Here is a 17921-nt window from a genome sequence, read left to right as displayed (position 1 = left end):
AGTTACAAATAATCGACGGTTACCGCGCCCTGTACATAAAAATCGGCCGGGCGTTTGACCGGAATGTTCGAAAAATCCACGGCGGCCACGGATAACACACCGTCGGCGGCCAGCACGGCCCGCTCCAGATCGTAGGCGCCGAAGTCGCCGGCATAATGGAGCGAAAGAGTGCCGAAATACGCGGCTATCTTGCGATTCACGTTTCTCTCCAGCGTCTCCCGGTCGGCACCCAGAACGGCCCGCACGGACACGCGGCCGGAGAGGGGCACCGGATGGGCTTCGGAGAAGATGAACTTCGGGCCGATCACACCGAAATCCGCTGCCTGAATCGTATTCAAAATCGTCTGCTCCAGCTCTGCGGTGTGGACGGCACCGGATTCCACACCATCCTGCGAGACGGCGCGCATCAACGGGGTCAGTCGAATCGTGCCGGGCGGCAGGGTCGGCTCGTCGCTCTTGCGGGTGATCATCAAATCCGACACCTCGGGCAGGGAGAGGATCCGTTGCCGATAGGCCTCTTCCGTTCCAATCGCCTGATGCGTGTTGTTCAATATCCGCAGGCGGTATTCGTCGTCCGCCTCGTCCGACAGGCGGCTCACGCCGAACAGGGCGCCCCAATCGTCGAGGGCCGGAGCCGTGGCGTACTGCACGAAATTCTGACGCATCAAAAACTCCATCCGCGCGCGGAGCACGTTTTCGCGGTAGGCCATCACGTCGATCAGAATCCGCTCGGGATCGGCCGGATGGAGCGTCTCGCCCGCCGCTTGCTGATAGGTGGCTATGGTTTCGGAGAGAATCGCCTCCGGATCGTTCGCAATAAACTGTATCTCGCTCATAGGTTATTGAATGGTTGCGACGGCCGGAGCCGTCGTGGTTCCCGTTTGGGCGGTGGGGCCGCCGGCGGTGCTGACCGGAATCCCGGCCGCGATGGTGATGGTCGCACTCCTGATGTAGGTGTCGATCAGGTCGGCCAGGGTACCGGCAAAGTCGGAGTCGCTGACTTCGGTGCGAGAGCGCATGTCGGTCAGCAGATCGAGTATCTGCGTTTTAAGGAGTTGTTTGTTCAGCATGGCGGCTATTTCAGCAGGTTATCGAGGTCTTGAACGGCTTTTTGTATGGCTTGTACGGTCGGCGGAAGCGGCGTGCCGCTGGGCCCCATCGGGGTGGAGACGGTCAGGTTTTGAATGGCGGTTAAAATGTCGTTCAAAAGGGTTTTCAAGTCGTTCGAAGCGTTTTTCAAGGAGGCTTTATCATCGTCGATCCGGAACGTCATCTTTCCGACCTGTCGGTAATAGCCCTCGGCGGTCGCTTCGGAAGGTACCGGATCGCTGTCGGAAAAGACCGCTCCTAAGGCGATGTTTTTACCGCTCTCCAACCAGCATACGACTTGTGTGCCGACGGACGGTAGAACGAAGCTATTGTTTCCGCCCGCTGTAGTTTGGAGTACCACGCATTCGGCCGAGGTACCGAGATGTTCGAAATCGACGCTCACCGCTCCGCGGCCTGCATGGTGCTGGGTTACGGTTCCTATCTCGATCATTTGGCTGGCGGTTTTTGAAGGGTGACACAGGTGGTGTAGCCCGACGAGCTGTCGGAATGGGTGGCCTCGCTGATGTAATACAGGTCGTCGAACCGGCCGAAGCCGCTCATCCGAACGCCTACGCCGGCCCGCAAACGCACATCGCCCAACAGCGTCAGACTGAACTCGACGCCCGATTTATTACGGTCAGCGATATAGTCCCGGGCCTTTTGACGGGCTTCGGAGCTGCTCTTCACCTCTTCCCAACGCACAGCCTCGCCGCCGCCCTTGATGCGGGCGTCATACGTGCCGGATATCTGTTTCTTCGACTTCCGATCCCACCATTTGACCGTACATTTCGAGAGGCGGCCAGCCGCAATATCTTTTACATCGTAGTCGATGACATCTCCCCGTTTTATTTCCAGTTGGCCGATCTGGCCGAGCTGTTGGATCGGGTAGAAGATCAAATCCGTCCCCTCCACTTTGCAAATCCGGCCGAGTTCGCAGGCCAGCCGGTTCAGAAACCGGAGGCCGGTTTCGTTCTGAATCCCCGACCAGGTGCCGGACAGATCGCCTCGGGCCCGGCATCCCAGCGTTTCGGCCACCTCGTTCACGATGTCGGCCACGGCCCGGCCCGCATGATTCCGCCGCTGCACCGGGGCGCCGAGCCCCGAGGAGCGGAGCGATAGGGCACGAATACGACAAGCGTCCTCGGCACCGCCGCCCGACAGACTGACCTCGTCGACCCAGAAGATTCCGGTATCGAGCATATCGCCACCTTCGTAGCCCATCAGGATATGGATTTCATCGTCGATGTCGGGATACCAGTCTGCCCAAAAGAGCCCCTCCCGGTTGGAGAGGTCGATTTCGATCTCTCCGGCCCGACCGTCCAGAAAATCTTTGAAGGTCACTCCGCGAAGGATCGGGGCGAAGTCTCCGGAGACATCCTTGCCTTCGTAGGTAATGACGGTTTTGGGTTTTAGTCCTGTTTCCACGGCGCTTTGGTTTGAGTCATGCGTTCGGCGGGGGCGGCGATCTCGGGCACAACGATCTGGGCCCCTTCCGGAATGTGATTCTCGCAGAGGGAGACGAGCGCCGGATTGGCGGCCATCAAGGCGGGAGCCAAAGCGGCGTCGCCCAGCAGATCATAAGCCAGTAAGTCCCACCGATCGCCGTATTTTGAAGTCGTAACAATCATTTGTTGGTCGTTTTGCGGTTGCTCTTTTCTGTGGCCGGTCTACTCTCTGCATTGCGGTTATTTATCACCACCCGGTCAGCGTATTCCAGCAGCGACAAGGTGAAGTCGGCCTCCTGAATCGTCCCCCGAGCATCCGTGCGGGTGACGGTTACTCCGCGTTCGGCCACCACGTAATCTCCCTTGTAGACGCCGTCGGCGAAGACGAACCGTTGCGGCGAACCGCTCCGACACAGGAGGTCGAACTGACGCAGGATTTCGGGAATGTCGTGGCCGAGCCGGGCGCGCAGACTGATATTCAGGGTGATTTCCGAGAGGGTCTCTCCCTTGGCCTGAAGTACGGGTTTTCCGGTGGCGATTTCGTGTCGGGCGTAGTTGTATCCGATCGTCTCCTCGAATCCGGTCAGGCTGTCCGGCGAGGTCAGCCGGAGATCACCCAAGCGCAGGTATTCCATAATTGCCTCGATTGTTTTTGCGATTCTCTTCGTTGATGATCCGGGTCAGTTCGCCGGCGAACTGACGGAAAAAATCCATCAGTTCGTCCCGACTTTTGCGGGACATATCTCCGGAGATATGGACGGTGGGTTTGAAATCGACCTGCACGGTCGGAGCAGCCGAAAGCGGCATGCCGAACGAGCCCGCACCCGCATCACGCCCCAACGAAGGAAGCGAGACCGGTTCCGAAGCGACGTAACCGGTCATCTCCGGCCCGCCCATGGGCAACTCCATTCCCTGCAACAGTTTCGGATCGAGATCGGATAAATCCATCTGCTCCATATCGAGGTCTCCGAATGGAGCCCCGAAACCGGCCAATTCCGGATGTTCCGAATTCACGGAGCCGGTTAGCGCCTGCCAGTCCGGCAGGGCGCTACCGGTCGAGGCCGTCTCCCGATTCGGCTGCGCGGCCTGTTTCCGTTCCTCTTTCGCCCGCTCTTTTTCAGCCTGCTTGGCCTGCTCCTCGGTCAGGTGCATGCGGTAGTTCCCACCGATACCTCGGGCCGTATCGACAGCCTCTTTGACCGGCTTCGTGAAAGCGTCGGCCGCCCCTCCGAATCCCTCTTTGAGCGAGTCCCAAGCCCCGCCCCAGTCTCCGCTGAATACCTTGCCGACCGCTCCGGCCAATCCGCCGATCAGGGCTCCGGCGGCCTTGAACGGCGCGATCATCCAATCGATAATCGCTTGTCCGAACCCCTTGATCGTGTCCCAAATGGTATAAACGACGGCACGAAACCCGGCGAACTTATCCCAACAAATGGCGATGGCCGCGACTAAGGCGATGATACCGAGAACGATCCAGGTAATCGGGTTGGCCAACAGAGCCGCTGTCCAGGCCCAGGTCGAAGCAATGGCGCTGGTCAGGGCCGGAATCACACCGGTCATCATCGTCACCTTGGCCAACCGCAACGCTTTGGTCAAACCGCCCTGCACCAACGTGGCCAATGCCGTCCGCTTGCTCCACAGCGAGGTGACTGCGCTGGCCACGAGCTGCGCTTTGGAACATACCGCAGTCCACAAAGCCGATGCCTTGGTCGCAATCGAATGGGCCATCGTCACCCACCAGGCACGAGAAGTCAGCGCATTGTAAACCACCAGAAGAGCATTCCCCGTCAAGATTGCCGCGTTTTTCAGCCATATCCCGAACGCCGCGGCCTTACCGGCAGTCGCCGTTCCTTTCATTCCTCTTACCACATCGACTATCGCTTCGCCTATGCTCCACAGGGCCTCGGCCAGCGGAGCAAAACTCAGTACCATACTGCCGAATCGACTGCCCACCTGAATCACATCCAGCATACATTTCGAGCTCTCGGTGAGTTTCATGCTCCACTCATCGAAACGAGCGGCCTGTACCTCCAAACGGTGGTTCCAGTTGTCGGTACGGGTGGCAGCCTGCTCGGTCGCCGTCGCGGTATCCGTCACCTGTTGCGTCACGGTTCCCACGGCCTGAGCATTGCGAATCAGGAATTGAGCCGCATCGACGTTCTCGGCACCGAAAGTCCTCGACAACGCGGCCGTATCGGTCAGCATGGGTTGCAAAGCCGCCAACGCATCGGAGAGCGAGGTTTTTCGAAAGTCCACCCCCAATGCCGTCTGCATCGTACCGAGCATCTGGCGGAGAGCCATACCGGCTCCGGCCCCTTTCTGGTCATTTCGGCTCAACACCTCCAGCGCGGCGGTGGTCTGTTCAACGGAAAGCCCGGCCTCGGAGGCTGTCGAACCGACCGTCCGGAGCGATTCGGCCAGATCGCCGACGCGGGCGTCGCCGGCTTGGGCACCGGCCGCCAGCACGTTGATGACTCGACCGGCGTCGGAAGCGGAAAGCCGAAACCGGCTCATGGTGCTCCCCAAGGCTCCGGCGGCCTCGTCCAACGAGATTCCGACTGCCTGAGCCAACGTAACACTCTGCTTTTGCAACTCGACCAGACTGTTCTTATCGAGCTTCTCTCCGGAGAATGCCGATGCCAGCGTCCCAAAAGCCGACACGGCTTGTCCCGCCCCGAATCCGCTCTCGACCCCGACCTTTCGGGCCACTTTACCCAGCTCCTCCAGATCGGCTGCGGGCAGTGCCACGACTGCGGAGAGTCCGGCCAGGCAGCGTTCGAATTCCCTGTAGGGCTGAACGATACGCTGGAGGCTGGATTCCAACTTGTCGCTCACCTCGATCATCGATGCAACCGTCTGTATCCGCTGGCTGAATCCATCCGACTTCTCGGCATCCGTATTATTTTGACTTCCCATATTGTTTACGCATAGATTTCCCATTCCGGTTCGGAGCTCACCTCCGCCGGCGATTCAGATCGTCGAAATAGTTTTCGAGTTCGTGGAGCCAGAAGTTGAGCTCCGAGAGGGTCATTCGCCGGACTTCGGCGAATCCGAAACGGCCGTCGCGGACAAGGCAGAGAACTGCTCGGCCGAGCCCACCAACCCGGTGGCAGCCAGCTCGGCCGACAATTCCAAAAAATCCGAGAGGGGCAGCTGTTCGAGCTCTTCAAGGGTGAGCCGCCGACCGTCGAAGGTGCAGATTTGGCTGATGAGGGCCATGGACATACGGGCGTTATCCTGGAATTTTTGCGCTTCGAGGAGGTCTTCGACCAGGGGTTCTCGAACTGTCACGTTCTTGATAGAGAGTTTACCCGGGTTCTTTTCTACTGTAATCTTAATTTTTGACATTTCAATACAAAACTGTTTATATTAATACTTCTACTCCTCTTATCGTTTACGCTCCTTGGATCGAGATATTGAACCAAGCCGCATAACCAGATCCATTAGCATGTGGGATCACGACCGTGATTTTTCCGTTGATCAAAGTATCATATACAATCGGCGCCGAGCCTGTGAACGTATTACCTGAAAAAGCGACTTTTGTGATTTGCGCCGTAACGGCATTTACGGGCACATTCGGGGTGATATCGCATCGCACTCCATTCCCGTTATCAACCCATGCCACTGATTGAACCCAGTCCCCGACCTGCCCGACCACATTCCCGTTCGGGTCGATTTGAGCATAATAGGTGGTCTTCAGATTGCCGGTGTGATATATAGCCCTCCAAGGTTGCCATCCAACAGACCAGTGATATACTCTCGTAAATATATTCCCTTGATAGTCAAAGGCAAGCTGGGTTACATTTGCGTTAGGAATGACAATTAGACCAAAGGCATATCGTGAAGGTGCGTTGGCGACTTTCGCAACTGCTACATCTTGTCCTACGAAATACACCCTTCCGTAATCTGTCCAGTCGTTGCAATCCCCCTCCCACTTTTGAACTGGGGCATTCTGTTTTGTATTTGGGTCGAAGTTCCCGGAGTGCCAAAACCGCACCCAGCTTCCCCAATATCCTCCGGTCTTCTCCCGCATATACACCTCATTCGAGAGGAAACGATAGTATATTTGGTAGGCGGCTTTTGCATCCCACTTATACTGCACCAGGGTACTTCCTACGCCGGTTCCTGAAAATAGAGCATTGGACTGCGCCCCGGTCAGGCGAAACACTCCGCTACCTTCAACGGCATTCAAATCACCCGTATAGTTTGCCAAAGACATTTTTCCCTCCAGCGCCTCGGCCATAGCCTCCGCCGTCACCCGCTCGCCGATCAGCTCCATCACCGTTGCCGAGAAATTCGGATCGTCACCCAGCGCAGCAGCCAGCTCTTTCAGCGTGTCGAGCGCCTCGGGCGCGCTGTCGGTCAATTCCGATACAATCCGGTCGGCATACTCCTTGGCCATTTTCAACGCCTCGGCATCCTTCGTATCAATCGCCTCCGCCAGCTCGTCCGCCCGAGCCGTCGTATCCCGTTTGAGCTCATCCAACCGCTCGTGCAGGTTGCGCGTACGGAGGGCGAGCTCCCGGCCCTGCCGGTTGCTCACCCCTTCCGCGCCCCCCTCCACCGAATCCTCCGGTTCGATCACGTAGACCCCGCCGGACTCCCAGTCATACTCCCGCGCCGCATCTTCCTTAAAATTCGCCATATCCGTCCGTACTATTTCTGGTTGGCATTGAACTCCCGAAGCAAATCCTGACCAAAATGGCGGAAAATGTTGTTGAACACATCGATCTCCCAAACCACCTCGCGATTCACCTCCAGTTTATAATAGCTGACCGTCATCAGGTGTTCCGCTTCGAGCCGCTCCTGCGGTTTAATCGACCCCGTAGGCATCTCTTTGAACAGACCGGCAATCGTCGCCACCACCGGCACATTCTCCGACACCCCGGCCGCCGAAACGACCTGCATATCGCTCTTGACCGTCAGCCGACACGTCCGATGCGGATTCTCATGCTTCCAGGCATCCGGATAGATGGCGTTGAACTTGAACTTCGCCTCCATCTTTTCGATACCGGCCGGCACCTCCGTCGCTCCGTACAGCCCCAGCGCCGTCACCTCCTGCGTTTTGATCTTCACGGCCGGCAGCTCCAGCTCGGCGAGTTTTCCGGCCAGTTTGACCGACTGAATATATACATTAGCGTTTATAATGCTGTTAATCATATCCTTCCTGTATTAAGATTTAAAGTTCCACCACCTCTTCGAAAGTCAGACTTTCCAGACTCGGCGCATACCGAACCGACAGAGTAAAGGTCAGGCGTCCCTGAGCGATCTCGACCGCCGGATTCTTCGTCTCATCCCACGTACACTCCCCTTCGACGATGGCCCCCTGGCCGATCAGGTTGCGCAGGAAAGCGTTCACATCGCCCGTAATCATCTCCACCGTAATGCCCGTGGCCGCCCGGTCCATATAGTTCAGCGCCGCATCCACCAGCGCCTCCCGAATCGCCATGCGCACCGAACGCGGCGCAATCATGCAGTCCGTCGTCTTCTGCGACGGATAGGCCGCCGTCCAGTTCCCCCACAGCCGGGTTCCCATACCGCTTTTCCGGAAAACGGTCACAATACCCTGTCCATTCAGCAGATTGGTATCCGCCGCCTCGTCCGTGAGCGAACCCGAAACGGAAGCAGTCAGCCCGCTAATGCCGATCAGTTCGGTGTTCGACGGCGAGAGCCAGTACCCTTCGGCACCGTCGCGCGCCGCCTTGGCCGCCGCCCAATGCACCGACAGCCCGATCGTGTCGACCATCGCTTCGTGCGCATTGTAACGCAACACCTGCGGATAACAAAGCACCGCCGCCTGCGACGTGATGTTGTACACGCCAGAAGAGCGGGCCGTCAGCGCCTCCTGCACATCCCCGGCCGCCATATCGATCACCGCGAAACCGTCCAGTTTATCGGCTACGGCCAACATGCGGGTCATCACCGCCTCGATTTGGGAGTATCCCGGCGCCAACACGATGTTCGGCTTCACCCCCAACGTGTCGTCGACCGTCAACAAAAGGTCGAGACCGGCCACGAGATCGGCCGTGTAATCCACGGCTTCGGGAAGATCCGGTTTGTAAATATTCGTAGCCACTTCGCCCTCCTCGTCGCGCGTCATCCGACCGTCGGCGTCGAGCAGAGCAGAGACTTTTTCAGCCGGCAGCACATTCACGACCAACACCTTGGCTGAAACAGTCGCAAAGATCGTCTCCAACGCCGCCGGAATCGTGAACCCGGAGACATCGGCTCCGTACTCGGCCACGGCAGCTTCAGCCGAAGTAATCAGTTTGACCGTTCCCACCACCCCCTGCGGAGCAGTGCCGACCAACGCGATCACCGAAGTATCGCCGGCGGACATCAGGACGTTCTTCGCGCCCTCTTTGATTTGGATACCATGCAGATAACCCATACAATAACAGATAATTAAAAGGTGAATAATTCGATTGGAGTATCATTTTATTTTCCCGCCGCGCCCCGTCTCAATTTCCGAGTGTCAGGGTCTGCGATTCGGCGGTGTCGAGGATTTCATACCGGATCGTCACGCAGCGCCGCCCGGGTTCGAGTTCGGTAGTCACGACCTGCCTCACCCGGATCCGCTTCTCGTACCGCGCAAGCTGGTCGGCCACTTCATACGCCACATCCAATTGCTGCATCCCGCCGCCGAGGAGCCTTTCGGCTCCCAACCCGAATCGCGGACGGAACGGCACCTCGCCGCGAGCCGTGAGCAGAATAATCCGCATATTTTGTCGAATGCTCTCGCCGAGCGGTCTACGCCCCAAGCGGACGGTCGAAGAAAGGGTCTTGTCGTTCATGAAAAAGGATACATTTGAGTTTCCAATGCTGATCGAATCGCCAGATTCCGTCCGATTCGTCGGTCGGAACCTCCTTTTCGAGTTCGAGCGATGCAGGGGCCCCGGGAAACGCATATCCCTCCAAACGGTTGCGGATTCGCTCCGAACAGTCGTAGACCCCTTCGGCGCCGCGAAGTGCCGGGCCCGCGATTCGGATATCGATCCGCCAAACCTGTTCGCTCCGCGCGCCGCTGCAATCGCGGGCCACGCTTTCGATTCCCCGGTAACCGACCTGAACCCGGGTTTTCGTTTCGTTCGGATTCGGGGAGATCGGTTCGGAAAACGGCCCGGCTTCGAGGCCGACGTCTCGAATCGCTTCGATCAACGCATTTTCGAGTACTTCTGCTGTCATCGTTTCTAATCGGTTCAAGTAATCGGGCGGGAGACCGAATCTTCAGATGCCTGCCCGATCGTTTTCGGATACAAAGTCACGAAACATTCGACCGCCGGACAAACGACGAGCAAATGGATTACACTAATTCTTCACCCTCGTTATTCTGCACAAAAAAACGGCCCTTCCCGACGCACCCGTCAGGAAGAACCGCTATATATTTCCACCGATTCCTGTTCCGCTCAGCGAATCGCCTCGCCCGGTTTATCTATGTCCCGGCAGCCTTATCGCCCGGTTCCGCCAGAAAACCCTCGCTCCCCGTTCCGGCGCGTAGAAACAGATATCCTCGTCGAGGAATGCCCCCCTTCAAACTGAATATCCGGTAAATCCGGCCCCACATCCGCCCGTAAACCATCGCCACCCGGCCTTCTCTATCCAGAAACACCCGCCCGATATACGGATCTCCCGCCTCAGGACGAATCACCACCAATGGCCGCATCCCCCGACGAACGAATCTGCTCCGGAGTCTCGCCCAAACCGCCATCCCCACCGCTCGTCCCACCAGAATCATCCCCATCACGAGCCCCAAACCCGCCAATTGCTCCGCGAGTTCCGACAAATCATAACTCCGCCACAGCCATCGCAGCCCGAGTCCGCCGACTCCGCCGACCATCACCGCAGCCACAGCTCCCACCGCCACGGCCGCCCACCCATAGCCCCGATATACCCATCTGTTCCGCCGAATCTGCCCGGCAGGTATCCGGCTCCCCTGTTCGATATACTGTCGAATTTCCGTTCTCTGTTCTCCGATTTGTTTCACAGCATAGCACTATTTAATTTCTCATCGTTGAGGCATTTCACGTTGCATAAACAAATCAAGGTATTCCGACAATTCATCAGGTTCCCACATAATCAGCATCGGATGGGGATTTACCGGCGGAGCAGCCAGCATCTCTTTCGTAAACGGCTTTGGAACAATCATACACATTTTGTGCTCCGCGATGAAATCCATTAATTTCCGTTTGTTCTCCAACGTGCGATTTTTCTTAAATTCCTGAAACAAGAGTTCCTGTGTCGGCAACCAGCGGTTATAAACATCCTCGCCACCGGCCCGTTCATACCCTGCCCGAATCAGCGAGTCTTCTCGTTGTAACCGCTCAATCGTTTCCGGCGACCAATTCCCTCCTCGATTAGCTGCAATTTCCGTCGCCCGAGCCGAATCAGCCCCAGCCTGCGGATCAACCTCCGGTTGCATCGCACGCTGGCCGCAAGCCCAAATTGACATAACGATAAAAACAAACGACAAAACAAATGTATATTTTTTCATAACCTCAATAAGGAACAAAAGAGAAATTAGTAGATATACAAACATAACAAAAAGTCAGGATATTTCCATTCAGAAATATCCTGACTATGCGCATCGCGTGATCCCGACAGGATTCGAACCTGTGGCCGACAGATTAGAAATCTGTTGCTCTATCCAGCTGAGCTACGGGACCCTTCCGTGGCACAAAAGTAACATTTCATGCGCTGGTTTCCAAATCCGAAAGCGTATCTTTGTCTCATCGTACCATCCACTGGCCTTATGAAAAATCCGCTGCGGCTCGAACCCGTCATCGACACCGTTTATAAACTCGTGCCGTCGCATTCACTGCGGCGAATACCCGAATCGGTCGACACCCGCTCGCTCGCCGAGACGGTGGCGGCGGCTCCGGCCCATTTCGCGGCCCGAGAGGCCTTGGCAAATCATTACACCGAAGAGGGACGTCTGGCTGAAGCGTGTCAGTTGCGATGGGAGGGTGCAAAATTAGTGTGCGACCTGCTGGAGGAGTCGGACAACGAGTTCATCACGCTGGACTGGGAGGACGACTATACGGCTCAGGCGCTTTCGATGGTGTACGACTCGGCTGTCGATCACTTTACGATCGGCGACTTCGAAGTGGCGACGGCGATGTGGGAGTTGCTGACAGACTGCGATCCGGAAGACCACTTGAACGCCTCAGAATGGATGGTGTTTTGTTACATCGCATTGGAAGAGTGGGAGTTGTTCGACGAGACAGTAGCTTTGCTGCCGGAAGAGGCGCTTTCCACCCGGCTGGCGAAATTTTGGGCCGCTTTCCGACGCCAGACTCTGCCCGCAGCCGAAATCCGACAGGCCATGAAGCGGGAGACACCGGCATTATACACCGAATGGCGAGCGACCGAACACGAGATTACGCCGGAGTATCTTTCGGACATCGAGTCGCGCCGACCGACGGCAGCAGCTGAAGCGAGACGTCTGTGGCTTCGGACGGAGGCGTTGTGGCGCGAATTTCCGGAGTTTACGGTCGCATTAACAGAATAACGTACAAAACCTCTTCCCTTGTCATATACGACAAAGAGAAGAGGTTCCGTATATTTACGACTTTACAAGTCGTTGCCGTCTACTCGAATTCGAGCAACAACACGCCTTTAGCGACCACATCACCGGCAGCCACATGCACCCGCGCCACCGTTCCGCCGATCGGCGAACGATAGGTATTGTGCATCTTCATCGCCTTGAAAGTCAGCAACACGTCTCCTTCCTTCACCCGATCTCCGACTTTCACATCGACGGTGGTTATCGTCCCCGGAATAAAGGAGACAATCCGCCGGAGATCTTTCGCGGCCCACGGCTCTCGATTCTTATATTTTGCGGTCAGGGTCGTCGGATAACTGCCATTCTCGGTGGCCAACATCTCCAACTGCACCGCGCTTTCTGTCTTATTCATCTGCTTTCTTTTTATGGATCGCTTTCTCGTACTGGTCTTTGTGTCTGGAGGGTACTGTTCTTTTTGTGAACAAAAAGAACCAAAAAGACTTTAGACGGATGCTAACGCATCCTCCAGCTCCCGGCAGCCCAAATTTCGGATTGTTGGTTGGGCTGTGGTTTTCCGGCGCGGGCGCATTAGGATATTACTCGCATTATATGCGCCCCGCCGAGAAAATCCAGCCCGCCAGACTCACAAAGACTGAGGACTGCGGAGCCTGAGGTGTAGCGCAGCTATCATAAAAGTTCTTTGCGCCGCTTTCTTACAAGAAAGCGGCAGTTCCGTCCAGCACAAAGAACAGCGTGCGAAAAAGCGATCGATTAAAACGGCGGGATACCGTGTTTTTTCTCCGGCCGGAGCACCGACTTACGCTGCGCCACCTCCAACGCATGAATCAAACACTTGCGCGTTTCGGCCGGTTCGATCACCGCATCGATGTAGCCCTTTGCCGCCGCCACATACGGATTCGCAAATTTGTCCTTGTACTCCTGGATTTTGAGCTGGCGCATCTCCTCCGGATTTTCCGCCTCCATGATCTCCTTTCGGAAAATCACATTGGCAGCCCCCTCCGGCCCCATCACCGCAATCTCCGCCTGCGGCCAGGCGAAGACGAAGTCAGCCTGCAAATGCCTGGAATTCATCGCAATATACCCCCCGCCATACGCCTTGCGCAAAATGACCGTAATTTTGGGCACCGTCGCCTCCGAGTACGCATAGAGCAACTTCGCCCCATGCCGAATCACCCCGGCATGCTCCTGATCGACCCCCGGCAAGTAGCCCGGCAAGTCCTCGATCGTCACGATCGGCACGTTGAACGCATCGCAAAAACGGATAAACCGCGCCGCCTTATCCGACGAGTCGCAATCCAGCACCCCCGCCATCACCATCGGCTGGTTGGCCACGAAACCCACCGTCTCACCGTTCACACGCCCGAATCCCACCACGATATTCCCCGCAAAAAGTTCCATCACCTCGACGAACTCGCTGCCGTCGCTCACCGCCCGGATCACATCCCGCACATCGTACGGTTGCGCCGGATCGCCCGGGACGAGTTTTTCGATCGGATATTTTTTAGCGAGCGGTTCAGCCGGTTTAGTCCGTTCCGCCGGCTGGGTATTGTTCTGCGGAATGGTCGAGAGCAGTTGCCGGATCTGCCGGAAGCACTCCTCTTCCGATTCCGCGAAGAAGTGCGCATTCCCGGTCTGTTCGCAATGCACCCGTGCCCCGCCGAGCTCTTCCATGGAGATTTCCTCGCCCAGAACCGTCTTGATGACTTCCGGCCCGGTGATGAACATTTTGGAGATTTTGTCCACCACGAAGACGAAGTCGGTCAAAGCCGGCGAATAGACCGCCCCGCCCGCGCACGGCCCCAGAATGACCGAAATCTGCGGAATCACCCCCGAAGCCATCGTATTGCGGAAAAATATTTCGCCGTATCCGGCCAACGCATTGACCCCCTCCTGAATCCGCGCTCCGCCCGAGTCGTTGATCCCGATCAGCGGCATCCGCATATTCAGTGCGTAGTCCATGATTTTCGTGATCTTCCGTGCGTGCATCAACCCGAGCGACCCCCCGGCGACCGTAAAGTCCTGGGCAAACACCGCCACCGGATTGCCACAGATCGTCCCGGTACCGATAATCACCCCGTCGCCCGGCAACTCCTTGTTCTGCATGCCGAACTCCGTTCCGGCATGTTCCACGAAGATGTCGTACTCATGGAAAGAATCGGCGTCCAACAGAGCGATGATCCGTTCGCGGGCAGTGAGTTTGCCCATGGCTTTCTGCTTTTCGATCGCCTTGAGCCCGCCGCCGTTGAAGACCTTCTCTTTTCTCTGCTTGAGGTCGAGAATTTTCTTGTCTACGGTCATAGTAGTTCGATTAAAGATTTAGACAAATATAGCATTTTTCTCTTACAACGTTTCGGCCCGGACAAAATAGTCCGCCGGCCATCCCCCGACCGGCACTTCACACCCCGCCGGAAAGAGCCCGAAGAGAGTCGAGCCCGACCCCGACAATGCGGCATACACCGCCCCCTGCCGATACAATTCGGCCCGGATCTCGCCCAGCACCGGCAAACGCCGGAAGAGCGGCTCTTCGAAGTCATTCACGAGCCGTCCGCGCCACGCCTCGACCGACCGACGCAGGATTTCATCCAACGCCGCCTCCGGCATACGAGGCGTGACCAACGAGTAGGCTTCGGCCGTCGAGACCCCCACCGGCGGTTTGACCAACAAGAGCCTCCACCCCGCCAGATCGAGCCCGGGAAACGGTTCCAACCGCTCGCCCCGCCCCGCCCCGAGCATCGGCCGGTCGTAGAGAAAAAAGACCGTATCGCTCCCCAACCGCGCCGCAAAGGGGACGAGCTCTTCGACCGTCAATCCGAGCGCGAGCACCTCGTTGAGCCCGACGAGCACCGCCGTAGCATCCGCCGAACCACCGCCCAACCCCGCGCCGAAAGGGATCGTCTTGTGAAGATGAATCCGCACCCCGCCCGCCGCCGCAAACGGCTCCGGGAAGGCATCCCGCAAGATTTTCGCCGCCCTGACACACAGATTCTTCTCCTCCGGACAATCCACCGCCAGACCGGTCGAGGAAAAATCAATCCCTCCATTCGTAGAACCGGGCAAAATCTCCACCGCATCGCACAGCCCCCGCACCGGATAAAACAGGGTCTCGATCTCGTGATAGCCGTCTTCCCGCCGCGCCGTGATGTGCAACCCGAGATTGATTTTACAGTGGGAAAAAAGGATCATTGTTGCAAAGCGGTTGAATCGTTATCCTCCTCCACGGCCCGATCAGATTCCGGCAACCCTGTGGCGTCGTCCAACGGCGTCAAAGCCTGCGGCATCTTCTTCGAGGCCTTGATTCCCAATTTCCGAAGCGACTCGGCCCGCCGCACGAGGTTGCCGTTCCCCTCCCTGAGCTGCCCGAGAGCAGCCCGATAGGCCTTGTCCGTCCGCCCCAACGCATCGCCCACAACTAAGAAATTCTCGGCAAAACCGACGAATTTATCATACAACGCGCCCCCCTGCCGTGCAATCTCCATCGCATACCGATCCTGATTGTCGCGCCGCCAGAGGTCGTCCACGATTTTGAGAATCGCGAAAAGATTCGTCGGACTGCTCAGGATGACCTTCTTGCGATACGCATCATCCCACAGTTTGGCGTCGCACTGCAACGCCACGAGAAAGGCCGGTTCGTTCGGCACGAACATGATGACGAAGTCCGGCGAACCCGCAGCCAGTTTCTGATAGCTTTTCGCAGCGAGTTCGTCGATGTGCCGCCGCACCGAGGCCGCATGGGCCGACAGCGCCGCCCGCCGAATCCCCTCGTCCGGGTCGTCCGCCGCCTCGACATAATTGGCATAAGCCGTGAGCGAGACTTTCGAGTCGATGACCATCTGTTTGTCGTCCGGCAAGACCAACACGACGTCCGGTCGTACATGATCCCCCTCCTCGGTCCGAAAATCCTCCTGCACACGGAAGTGTATCCCCTTTTGCAGCCCGGAGCTTTCGAGCAGCGTTTCGAGAATCATCTCTCCCCAGTCGCCCTGCGTTTTGCTGCTGCCGCGCAACGCCGTCGCCAGGTTGTTGGCCTCCCGACTCACCCGGTTGCTCATCTCGTGGAGCCGTTTGATCTCGGCCTCCAACACCTTCCGTTCGGTGGAGTCGCGTTCGATCCGCTGGCGGAAATGTTCGATGTTTTCGCTCAACGGCTTCAACAGGTCATCGATATTTTTCCGGTTGGTGTCGGTAAACCGCCGGCTCTTCTCCTCCAATATGTCGTTGGCGAGGTTGCGAAAGTGGTCGGCGAACTGTTGCTGAAGTTTCTCCCGCTCGGTGGTCTGATTTTCGAACCGTTCGCTCCAGATACGCACATCGGCCCGTGCCCGGCTCAGCTCGTCACGCAAAGCGGCATTCTCCTCGGCACTCCTGCGCAAAGCCTCCTGCTGTTCGTCCAACCGTCCTCCGAGCAGCGCCGCTTCGGCTCGCAAGGCAGCGTTCTCCGTTCCCCACGCTTGAGTCACAGCGAGCTCTTCGCGCGCAGTCTCCAACTCCTCGGTGATCGCCCGCGCCGCACGCCGTTCGCTCCGCCACTGGGCCCACAGCGCAGCAGCCGCAGCGACCGATACGACGATCAGGATGGTCAGGAGAATCGTCATCCCTTCACGGCAACGGTTTCGATTTCAACCAACGCTCCCATAGGCAGCGCAGCGACCTGATAAGCCACACGCGCAGGCAGTTTGTCGGTGTAGAACTCGGCATAGGCTTCGTTCATCGTAGCGAAATCGGCGATGTCGGCCAGCAGGACGGTCGATTTCACGACGTCGTTTTTCGTATACCCGGCGGCTTCGAGAATGGCGGCGATGTTTTTCAAGCTCTGAACGGTCTGTTCGCGCACGCCGGCAGGCATCGTTTTGGTCTTGGGATCGATGGGCAGCTGGCCCGAGATGTAGAGTGTTCCGTTGGCTTCAACGGCTTGGCTGTAAGGCCCCACGGCTGCCGGAGCGGCGGGGGTGGCAATCCATTTTTTCATGGTTCGATGTTTTTTTGAATGCAGATTTCCGAAACGGACAGGTTCCGGTTTTCTCCATGTGCGAAGTTAAGAGAAATAGGTGGATTGCACAACGGACGGGATGAAATCTGGCCGCCCCGGGCTTCCGCGACTATGGGCGGGCGAATGTGGAGGGCACTGCAAGGTATGTCGGCAACGGCGGATACTCCTGGTCATGTACATCGATGACAAAGGAGGTCACGGTGAGATATTTGGATTTCCATACGAAGAGTTTCAATCCCTCTAACTCAAGCAATCGCAGCCACGGTTTTCAGTTGCGTTGCCTCTCGGAATAAACGCGCCCACAGGGCGTTTTAATGCCAGCCTCTACCCGAAAGCTACCCCCAGCAAGACGGCTCTACCCTACTTTTGTTTGACCTTGGTGGGCCGGGCGCCCGGGAGGAACGGCAACTCTCGGCGCGTGAGCGGCGTGTTGCGGGCCGCCCGTGGGAAAGCGTCCGGCCCGCGCGGCTCTAAAAGCCGCAAGAGCTCAGCCCATTCACCGCCCCATTCTTGGAAGTGCGTCTTCAACCAACAACAGCAGTTCGCCACCAGCGTAGAGCAGCAACGAGCTCCGACGAGTTGCAGCCCTCCGCCTACCGGGGCAGCGGACTGCGCGGCTCTACGAGCAGCAGAAGCACGAACCAGCTCTCTAAAATTCGCCTCGGCACGCCACCCATTCACCACCCCAACCTTTCGAATGCGGCCTATTCGCTCTCAGTTCAAGCGGACGAAGCCTACGGGGCCCACGGCAACGTCAGTTGCGGGCCTCCGCGGCGGGAGGCTTCGGCCCGCGCGACTCGTAGGGTCGCAGAAGCACAGCCCATTTGTTTTCGGCCGCAGCCAGCGGAGAACGAATATTAAGGCTGAGGCGGCCAGT

At 57.6% G+C, this 17921-nt stretch carries 21 protein-coding genes and 1 tRNA gene; 1 reads left to right on the top strand and 21 read right to left on the bottom strand.

Going from position 1 to position 17921, the window contains the following annotated elements; genetic code table 11:
- Nucleotides 1-2: 2 nt before the first annotated feature.
- From Q9S52_RS07260 to Q9S52_RS07185, 16 genes are all read right to left on the bottom strand, one after another.
- On the bottom strand, nt 3-836 hold the full coding sequence (locus tag Q9S52_RS07260; protein WP_300727038.1) for a baseplate J/gp47 family protein: 834 nt from the start codon (nt 834-836) through the stop codon (nt 3-5).
- A gap of 3 nt (nt 837-839) precedes the next feature.
- Nucleotides 840-1070, bottom strand: a complete 231-nt coding sequence (locus Q9S52_RS07255) for a hypothetical protein (RefSeq protein WP_304708643.1) — start codon at nt 1068-1070, stop codon at nt 840-842.
- A gap of 5 nt (nt 1071-1075) precedes the next feature.
- Nucleotides 1076-1540 carry a hypothetical protein gene (locus Q9S52_RS07250; RefSeq protein ID WP_304708642.1) on the bottom strand — a complete coding sequence of 155 codons (465 nt, stop codon included), beginning with the start codon at nt 1538-1540 and terminating at the stop codon, nt 1076-1078.
- Nucleotides 1537-2514: a phage late control D family protein gene (locus tag Q9S52_RS07245; protein WP_304708641.1), complete on the bottom strand. Its 978-nt coding sequence runs from the start codon at nt 2512-2514 to the stop codon at nt 1537-1539. Before Q9S52_RS07245 ends, Q9S52_RS07250 begins: the two co-directional genes overlap by 4 nt.
- Nucleotides 2499-2717, bottom strand: a complete 219-nt coding sequence (locus Q9S52_RS07240; RefSeq protein WP_294592837.1) for a tail protein X — start codon at nt 2715-2717, stop codon at nt 2499-2501. The genes Q9S52_RS07245 and Q9S52_RS07240 overlap by 16 nt, the downstream gene beginning before the upstream one ends.
- Entirely contained in the window at nt 2714-3169 is a 456-nt protein-coding gene (locus Q9S52_RS07235; protein WP_304708640.1) for a phage tail protein, read from the bottom strand. Before Q9S52_RS07235 ends, Q9S52_RS07240 begins: the two co-directional genes overlap by 4 nt.
- The gene (locus Q9S52_RS07230; protein ID WP_304708639.1) at nt 3147-5450 is read right to left on the bottom strand and encodes a phage tail tape measure protein; all 2304 of its coding nucleotides are present in this window, start codon (nt 5448-5450) and stop codon (nt 3147-3149) included. The genes Q9S52_RS07235 and Q9S52_RS07230 overlap by 23 nt, the downstream gene beginning before the upstream one ends.
- Nucleotides 5451-5561: 111 nt before the next feature.
- The gene (locus Q9S52_RS07225; RefSeq protein WP_304708638.1) at nt 5562-5882 is read right to left on the bottom strand and encodes a phage tail assembly protein; all 321 of its coding nucleotides are present in this window, start codon (nt 5880-5882) and stop codon (nt 5562-5564) included.
- Between the two features lie 46 nt (nt 5883-5928).
- On the bottom strand, nt 5929-7179 hold the full coding sequence (locus Q9S52_RS07220; protein ID WP_304708637.1) for a hypothetical protein: 1251 nt from the start codon (nt 7177-7179) through the stop codon (nt 5929-5931).
- A gap of 11 nt (nt 7180-7190) precedes the next feature.
- The gene (locus tag Q9S52_RS07215; RefSeq protein WP_297626844.1) at nt 7191-7694 is read right to left on the bottom strand and encodes a phage major tail tube protein; all 504 of its coding nucleotides are present in this window, start codon (nt 7692-7694) and stop codon (nt 7191-7193) included.
- 19 nt (nt 7695-7713) lie between these two features.
- Nucleotides 7714-8925 carry a phage tail sheath subtilisin-like domain-containing protein gene (locus tag Q9S52_RS07210; RefSeq protein WP_304708636.1) on the bottom strand — a complete coding sequence of 404 codons (1212 nt, stop codon included), beginning with the start codon at nt 8923-8925 and terminating at the stop codon, nt 7714-7716.
- A gap of 70 nt (nt 8926-8995) precedes the next feature.
- A complete protein-coding gene (locus Q9S52_RS07205; RefSeq protein ID WP_297626838.1) occupies nt 8996-9328 on the bottom strand; it encodes a GPW/gp25 family protein in 333 nt (110 codons plus the stop codon).
- The gene (locus tag Q9S52_RS07200) at nt 9285-9719 is read right to left on the bottom strand and encodes a Gp37 family protein (protein WP_297626835.1); all 435 of its coding nucleotides are present in this window, start codon (nt 9717-9719) and stop codon (nt 9285-9287) included. The genes Q9S52_RS07205 and Q9S52_RS07200 overlap by 44 nt, the downstream gene beginning before the upstream one ends.
- Nucleotides 9720-9966: 247 nt before the next feature.
- Nucleotides 9967-10518 (bottom strand): hypothetical protein, encoded by a 552-nt coding sequence (locus tag Q9S52_RS07195; RefSeq protein WP_304708635.1) that lies wholly within the window; start codon nt 10516-10518, stop codon nt 9967-9969.
- Between the two features lie 21 nt (nt 10519-10539).
- Entirely contained in the window at nt 10540-11070 is a 531-nt protein-coding gene (locus tag Q9S52_RS07190) for a hypothetical protein (RefSeq protein ID WP_304708634.1), read from the bottom strand.
- A 53-nt stretch (nt 11071-11123) separates the two neighbouring features.
- Nucleotides 11124-11197: transfer RNA gene (locus tag Q9S52_RS07185), tRNA-Arg, on the bottom strand.
- A gap of 86 nt (nt 11198-11283) precedes the next feature.
- Here Q9S52_RS07185 and Q9S52_RS07180 point away from each other — a divergent pair.
- Nucleotides 11284-12042, top strand: a complete 759-nt coding sequence (locus tag Q9S52_RS07180) for a tetratricopeptide repeat protein (RefSeq protein WP_297626827.1) — start codon at nt 11284-11286, stop codon at nt 12040-12042.
- A gap of 79 nt (nt 12043-12121) precedes the next feature.
- Here Q9S52_RS07180 and Q9S52_RS07175 read toward each other — a convergent pair whose 3' ends face one another.
- From Q9S52_RS07175 to Q9S52_RS07155, 5 genes are all read right to left on the bottom strand, one after another.
- Nucleotides 12122-12448 (bottom strand): acetyl-CoA carboxylase biotin carboxyl carrier protein subunit, encoded by a 327-nt coding sequence (locus Q9S52_RS07175; RefSeq protein WP_304708633.1) that lies wholly within the window; start codon nt 12446-12448, stop codon nt 12122-12124.
- A gap of 359 nt (nt 12449-12807) precedes the next feature.
- A complete protein-coding gene (locus tag Q9S52_RS07170; RefSeq protein WP_294592853.1) occupies nt 12808-14355 on the bottom strand; it encodes an acyl-CoA carboxylase subunit beta in 1548 nt (515 codons plus the stop codon).
- 42 nt (nt 14356-14397) lie between these two features.
- Nucleotides 14398-15240: a 4-(cytidine 5'-diphospho)-2-C-methyl-D-erythritol kinase gene (ispE, locus tag Q9S52_RS07165; protein WP_304708632.1), complete on the bottom strand. Its 843-nt coding sequence runs from the start codon at nt 15238-15240 to the stop codon at nt 14398-14400.
- Nucleotides 15237-16649, bottom strand: a complete 1413-nt coding sequence (gene rmuC / locus Q9S52_RS07160; RefSeq protein WP_304708631.1) for a DNA recombination protein RmuC — start codon at nt 16647-16649, stop codon at nt 15237-15239. Before rmuC ends, ispE begins: the two co-directional genes overlap by 4 nt.
- A complete protein-coding gene (locus Q9S52_RS07155) occupies nt 16646-17023 on the bottom strand; it encodes a Rid family detoxifying hydrolase (protein ID WP_304708630.1) in 378 nt (125 codons plus the stop codon). The genes rmuC and Q9S52_RS07155 overlap by 4 nt, the downstream gene beginning before the upstream one ends.
- Nucleotides 17024-17921: the final 898 nt, after the last annotated feature.

The organism is uncultured Rikenella sp., assembly GCF_948810725.1.
Taxonomy (GTDB): Bacteria; Bacteroidota; Bacteroidia; order Bacteroidales; family Rikenellaceae; genus Rikenella.
Note: the sequence above shows the minus strand (reverse complement) of the source record. Positions and strands in the feature narration are given on the sequence as shown.

Excerpts from the sequence above, each read along its gene's own strand:
- Q9S52_RS07220 (WP_304708637.1), bottom strand. The coding sequence starts at position 7,179 with ATGGCGAATTTTAAGGAAGATGCGGCGCGGGAGTATGACTGGGAGTCC.
- Q9S52_RS07235 (WP_304708640.1), bottom strand. The coding sequence starts at position 3,169 with ATGGAATACCTGCGCTTGGGTGATCTCCGGCTGACCTCGCCGGACAGC.
- Q9S52_RS07230 (WP_304708639.1), bottom strand. The coding sequence starts at position 5,450 with ATGGGAAGTCAAAATAATACGGATGCCGAGAAGTCGGATGGATTCAGC.
- Q9S52_RS07205 (WP_297626838.1), bottom strand. The coding sequence starts at position 9,328 with ATGAACGACAAGACCCTTTCTTCGACCGTCCGCTTGGGGCGTAGACCG.
- Q9S52_RS07225 (WP_304708638.1), bottom strand. The coding sequence starts at position 5,882 with ATGTCAAAAATTAAGATTACAGTAGAAAAGAACCCGGGTAAACTCTCT.
- Q9S52_RS07255 (WP_304708643.1), bottom strand. The coding sequence starts at position 1,070 with ATGCTGAACAAACAACTCCTTAAAACGCAGATACTCGATCTGCTGACC.
- Q9S52_RS07175 (WP_304708633.1), bottom strand. The coding sequence starts at position 12,448 with ATGAATAAGACAGAAAGCGCGGTGCAGTTGGAGATGTTGGCCACCGAG.
- Q9S52_RS07215 (WP_297626844.1), bottom strand. The coding sequence starts at position 7,694 with ATGATTAACAGCATTATAAACGCTAATGTATATATTCAGTCGGTCAAA.
- Q9S52_RS07170 (WP_294592853.1), bottom strand. The coding sequence starts at position 14,355 with ATGACCGTAGACAAGAAAATTCTCGACCTCAAGCAGAGAAAAGAGAAG.
- Q9S52_RS07190 (WP_304708634.1), bottom strand. The coding sequence starts at position 11,070 with ATGTTTGTATATCTACTAATTTCTCTTTTGTTCCTTATTGAGGTTATG.
- Q9S52_RS07155 (WP_304708630.1), bottom strand. The coding sequence starts at position 17,023 with ATGAAAAAATGGATTGCCACCCCCGCCGCTCCGGCAGCCGTGGGGCCT.
- Q9S52_RS07200 (WP_297626835.1), bottom strand. The coding sequence starts at position 9,719 with ATGACAGCAGAAGTACTCGAAAATGCGTTGATCGAAGCGATTCGAGAC.
- Q9S52_RS07240 (WP_294592837.1), bottom strand. The coding sequence starts at position 2,717 with ATGATTGTTACGACTTCAAAATACGGCGATCGGTGGGACTTACTGGCT.
- rmuC (WP_304708631.1), bottom strand. The coding sequence starts at position 16,649 with ATGACGATTCTCCTGACCATCCTGATCGTCGTATCGGTCGCTGCGGCT.
- ispE (WP_304708632.1), bottom strand. The coding sequence starts at position 15,240 with ATGATCCTTTTTTCCCACTGTAAAATCAATCTCGGGTTGCACATCACG.
- Q9S52_RS07250 (WP_304708642.1), bottom strand. The coding sequence starts at position 1,540 with ATGATCGAGATAGGAACCGTAACCCAGCACCATGCAGGCCGCGGAGCG.
- Q9S52_RS07210 (WP_304708636.1), bottom strand. The coding sequence starts at position 8,925 with ATGGGTTATCTGCATGGTATCCAAATCAAAGAGGGCGCGAAGAACGTC.
- Q9S52_RS07180 (WP_297626827.1), top strand. The coding sequence starts at position 11,284 with ATGAAAAATCCGCTGCGGCTCGAACCCGTCATCGACACCGTTTATAAA.
- Q9S52_RS07260 (WP_300727038.1), bottom strand. The coding sequence starts at position 836 with ATGAGCGAGATACAGTTTATTGCGAACGATCCGGAGGCGATTCTCTCC.